The 4,603-nt window shown below is 63.7% G+C and carries 5 protein-coding genes and 1 other RNA gene; 4 read left to right on the top strand and 2 right to left on the bottom strand.

Annotated features, from left to right (window positions below; all coding sequences use genetic code 11):
- Both nudC and EOA75_RS29250 read right to left on the bottom strand, forming a co-directional pair.
- On the bottom strand, positions 1–863 hold an 863-nt coding region (gene nudC / locus EOA75_RS29255), incomplete at its 3' end, for an NAD(+) diphosphatase (RefSeq protein WP_127325786.1).
- 39 nt (positions 864–902) lie between these two features.
- On the bottom strand, positions 903–1,322 hold the full coding sequence (locus EOA75_RS29250; protein ID WP_066996253.1) for an HIT family protein: 420 nt from the start codon (positions 1,320–1,322) through the stop codon (positions 903–905).
- Positions 1,323–1,502: 180 nt separating this feature from the next.
- Between EOA75_RS29250 and ffs the strand changes: the two genes are divergently transcribed.
- The 4 genes from ffs to EOA75_RS29230 all read left to right on the top strand — a co-directional run.
- An RNA gene (ffs, locus tag EOA75_RS29245) (signal recognition particle sRNA small type) lies at positions 1,503–1,599 on the top strand.
- 106 nt (positions 1,600–1,705) lie between these two features.
- Positions 1,706–3,517: a DNA polymerase III subunit gamma/tau gene (locus tag EOA75_RS29240; RefSeq protein ID WP_127325785.1), complete on the top strand. Its 1,812-nt coding sequence runs from the start codon at positions 1,706–1,708 to the stop codon at positions 3,515–3,517.
- A 92-nt stretch (positions 3,518–3,609) separates the two neighbouring features.
- Positions 3,610–3,933: a YbaB/EbfC family nucleoid-associated protein gene (locus EOA75_RS29235; protein ID WP_066996259.1), complete on the top strand. Its 324-nt coding sequence runs from the start codon at positions 3,610–3,612 to the stop codon at positions 3,931–3,933.
- 216 nt (positions 3,934–4,149) lie between these two features.
- Positions 4,150–4,603: cell wall hydrolase (locus tag EOA75_RS29230; protein ID WP_206517056.1), on the top strand; the 454-nt coding region annotated here is incomplete at its 3' end.

The raw sequence follows: 4,603 nt of genomic DNA, 5'->3' as shown, positions 1-4,603 counted from the left end.
GTCCTCTCCAGCATCGAGCGCACCTCATCGCGGAAGAACCAGCGGCAGTCTTCGAGCTCGTTCAGGTCGGCCTGGATGTCCTCGTTGAGCGGCTCGCCGAAGCAGCCGATCATCAGCGAATAGGGGAACGGCCAGGGCTGGCTGGCGTGGTAGACGACGCGGCCGAGCCGGATTCCGGCCTCCTCCAGCGTCTCGCGGCGCACCGCCGCCTCTATCGTCTCGCCGGGCTCGATGAAGCCGGCAAGGGCCGAATACATGCCGGGCCCGAAATGCCGGCCGCGCCCGAGCAGGCATTTCTCGCGCGTCGCCGTCAGCATGATCGCCACCGGATCGGTGCGCGGGAAATGGTCGGTGCCGCAGGCCGGGCAATGCCGCCTGTAGCCGCCGGCGCGCATCTCCGAGCGATTGCCGCATTTGCTGCAGAAAGCGTGGCTGGCATGCCAGGCGAGCAGCGCAGCGCCCTGCGCCAGCGCGCCGGCCGCCGCTTCGTCTATCAGCCCCTGCATATAGACGGAGCGGTAGTCGATCGCCTTCACCGTTTCCGGGAGATTTTCCGGTTCGATGCCGGCGGGCACGGCCAGCACCGGGCCGCTCTCCGAAAGGCCGAGCAGCACGCCGCCGTCGGGCGAAACCTCGAAGGCCTGGCTTTCCGCCGCTTCGAACCATGGGTCGAATTTGCCGTCGTCGAGCTTCAGATAAAGCCTGCCGCCATGCATCAGCATCAGCCGCGCCGATCGCTCGCCAAGCGCCTTCTCGACCGCGTCGTCGGCGCGGTTTTCCGATTGCCGGTCGATCCGGTTGCCGGCGAAACCGACGAATTGGCTCGGCTCGCGCATAGGCGCGTCAAACAGACGAAAGTTCATAGGAGACTCGAGGAGGGGCAGGAATGGACACTGATGGCTTTATAGCGCTGCCTTGATCTTTTCGGCAAACCGGCGGATGTCGGAGCGCTCATACGGCTCGCGCATGCCATGCCCCCAGACCGGCCCTGGCCAGCCGGGGTCGCTCTCGCTGCGGGCGATGACATGGACGTGCAGCTGGCGCACGATGTTGCCGAGCGCCCCGGTGTTGATCTTGGTGCAGCCGGTCACCCGCTTCAGCGCGTGCGCCACCATATTGGTCTCGAAGGTCAGCATCGTCTGGTCGAGCGGCGTCAGGTCGTGGATTTCCTCCACGCCCGGCCGCTGCGGCACCAGGACCAGCCACGGCCAGCGGCGATCGTTCATCAGCCGGAGCTCGCACAGGCCGAGCCACATGAGCTGCTCACTGTCCGCCTCCAACCGGGCGTCCAGTGTGAAACCGGCCTTTAGGCCAGGCAGCATGGGCGTTTCCCTCACTTTTCGAGAATGCTTCAAACCCTGAACGCTAGAGCGACGGCAAGGTGGCTGCAAGCGAATCATTGACCGCTCCTGCGGATTTGAAGGTCGTCTGCACCGCATGGCCTGGCCGCTGATCCACTACGACCCTTGCATTTCGCCGCTGAATTGCCGATATGGAGCTTGGGAGGTTGGTGGTGGACGATCCACTCGCCAACCGGGTCAGGTCCGGAAGGAAGCAGCCCTAACGAGCCCGGAACGGGTCATTGTTCCAGCCTCCCGCCTCTTCGCCTTTCTCCCGCGACATTGACGGCGCCGAGCCGTGCGGGCGAGACTATGCGCAGGAATCGGCCGCCTTCCGTCGCGGTCCTTGGAGCTTTTGACGGCGAATGAGCGAAGCCGGAAATTCGGGGCCAGAAAGCCTGGAGACAGGTAAGGCCGGCGCCTATCGCGTGCTGGCGCGCAAATACCGCCCCTCCAATTTCTCCGAACTGATCGGCCAGGAGCCGATGGTCCGCACGCTCACCAATGCCTTCGCCACTGGCCGCATCGCCCAGGCCTGGATGCTGACCGGCGTGCGCGGTGTCGGCAAGACGACGACGGCGCGCATTCTCGCACGCGCCCTGAACTATAAAACCGCCACTGTCGACCAACCCTCCGTCGACCTTTCGACCCCCGGCGAGCATTGCCAGGCGATCATGGAAGGCCGCCATGTCGACGTCATCGAGATGGACGCGGCCTCCCACACCGGCATCGACGACATCAGGGACATCATCGACCGCGTCCGCTACGCGCCGGTCTCGGCCCGCTACAAGGTCTACATCATCGACGAAGTGCACATGCTCTCCACCCAGGCCTTCAACGGCCTGTTGAAGACGCTGGAAGAGCCGCCACCGCATGTCAAATTCATCTTCGCCACCACCGAGATCCGCAAGGTGCCGATCACGGTTCTATCGCGCTGTCAGCGCTTCGACCTGAGGCGCATCGATGCCGGCGCGCTCGTCGCGCATCTTTCCTCGATTGCCGCGAAGGAAGGTATTTCCGTCGATGATGAGGCTTTGGCGATGATTGCGCGGGCCGCCGAGGGCTCGGCACGCGATTCGCTCTCCATCCTCGATCAGGCGATCGCCCATGGCAGCGGCACCGTCAGCGCCGCCGCCGTTCGCGCCATGCTGGGCTTGGCCGACCGCGCCCGTATCATCGACCTGTTCGAGCACGTCATGAAGGGCGATGTTGCGGCGGCCTTGTCCGAATTCCGCGCGCAATACGATACCGGCGCCGATCCGGCCGCGGTGCTCACCGACTTGGCGGAATTCAACCACCTCGTTACGCGTCTGCGGTTCGTGCCGGCCGCGGCCAATGATGCCTCGCTCTCCGAGGACGAGCGGCGGCGCGGCGCCGAATTTGCGAGCACGCTGTCGGTGCGCGTGCTCTCGCGAACCTGGCAGATGCTCCTGAAAGGTATTCCCGAGGTGCAGTCCTCCAACCGTCCGGTCAGCGCCGGCGAGATGGTGCTGATCCGGCTGGCGCACGCCGCCGACCTGCCGCCGCTGGACGAAGCGCTGAAATCGCTCGAGGGGGCGGCCCCTGTGCCGAATGGCGCTCCGCGCGCCAATGGAGCGCCGGCAAGCAGTGGCGGCGGCACAAATGCCGTGGCGCCGGCGCGGATGCCGGCCTCTAACGGCGGAGGGCAGACCATGCGGCTGGTCGAGATGCAGCCCGCGCCCGCCGCCTTCGTCCCGGCGCCCGAACCGGTCATCGAAACACCGGCCGTTCCGGTGAAGTCGCTGGCCGACATCGCGGCCCTGGCCGATGCCAACCGCGACATCGCCTTCAAGGTGTTGGTCAAGCGCTGCGTGCGGCTGGTGCGCATCGAGCCTGGCCGCATCGATGTCAGCCTGACCGACGATGCGCCCAAGATGCTGCTCAACGACCTGACCTCCAAGCTGCGTGCCTGGACCGGCCGCAACTGGCTGGTCTCGCTGTCGAAGGAAGAGGGTAGCAAGACGCTGGCCGAGATGGAGACGACAAAGCGCGAGAACGCCTTCTCCGATGCCAGGAGCGATCCGACCGTCGCCGCCATCCTCGCCCGCTTTCCCGGCGCCAAGATCATCGACGTGCGCATTCCCGATGTGCCGGAAGCGGAAGGCGCTGACGCCGACCTGCCGGTTGAGCCGGCTGCCGACGACGAAGAGATTTAGAGCTGACGAACGCGTCAGGGAAAGAGTGCGGACCGGTTTCGGTCAAGATCATACTCGCGTTAACGTAGATTCCAACAAGAGGAAGTTTCACGATGAAGGATCTTCTCGGCCTGATGGGCAAGGCAAAGGAAATGCAGGCCAAGTTCCAGGCCATGCAGGATGAGATCGCCACCCTGGAAGCCACTGGGCAGGCGGGTGGCGGCCTGGTCAGCGTGACCCTGACCGGCAAGTTCGAAATGAAGGCGCTGAAGATCGATCCGTCCTTGCTGAAGGACGACGAGGTGGAGATCCTCGAAGACTTGCTGTTGGCCGCTCACAATGATGCCAAAAATAAGGTCGAGCTGGTCATGCAGGAAAAGACCAAGGCATTGACTGCGGGCTTGCCTATACCGCCCGGAATGAAATTGCCGTTCTAGGGCATCTGCCACCAGTTAATTGATTGTGAACGAAAATTGAGCCCGGGCCGCAATATTAACCATTTTGCCGGCATGCTCACGGGCTCATTTCGCGACATTCATAAAGTTTTACCCAAGTCCAGAGGTTGCTAACCATCTAGCCATCTTTTTGCCTGAAAGAGTCTCATTCTTGCCACATCTCGGGGCGGGCTGGCATCTGGAAATGAGGCTTTATTGTTGATCGCGACGCGATGGAAGACGCCGCTGCTGCTTATCGGCATCGCCGCTTCCCCCTTGCTCCTGGCCGGCTGCAGCCAGACCGCTTCACATGGCATGTCGGTGGCGAGCCTGACCGACGCCGTCATCCCGAGCTTCCTCAGCTCGCGTTCCTATAAATACTCGATGAAGGACAAGGAGTGCCTGCAAAGGGCGATGTTCTTCGAGTCCAACCGGTCGAGCCGTGACGGCATGATCGCCGTCGGCACGGTCGTGATGAATCGGCTACGCTCGGGACAGCATGGCAGCACGATCTGCGAGGTCGTCGGCGAAAAGGGCCAGTTCGCCCCGGGCGTGCTGACGCGCCCGATGAATTCGCGGGCATTGCCAGATGTCGAAGAAGCCGCCGAGGCAGTGCTGAAAGGCGAGCGCAAGGCCAAGCTCAAGAACACGATGTTCTTCCACACCGCCGGCC

The organism is Mesorhizobium sp. M1A.F.Ca.IN.022.07.1.1 (assembly GCF_003997575.1).
In the GTDB taxonomy this organism is placed as follows: domain Bacteria; phylum Pseudomonadota; class Alphaproteobacteria; order Rhizobiales; family Rhizobiaceae; genus Mesorhizobium.
Note: the sequence above shows the minus strand (reverse complement) of the source record. Positions and strands in the feature narration are given on the sequence as shown.

Bases quoted from the DNA above. Each gene is read 5' to 3' on its own strand.
- EOA75_RS29235 (WP_066996259.1), top strand. From the start codon at position 3,610: ATGAAGGATCTTCTCGGCCTGATGGGCAAGGCAAAGGAAATGCAGGCC.
- EOA75_RS29240 (WP_127325785.1), top strand. From the start codon at position 1,706: ATGAGCGAAGCCGGAAATTCGGGGCCAGAAAGCCTGGAGACAGGTAAG.
- EOA75_RS29250 (WP_066996253.1), bottom strand. From the start codon at position 1,322: ATGCTGCCTGGCCTAAAGGCCGGTTTCACACTGGACGCCCGGTTGGAG.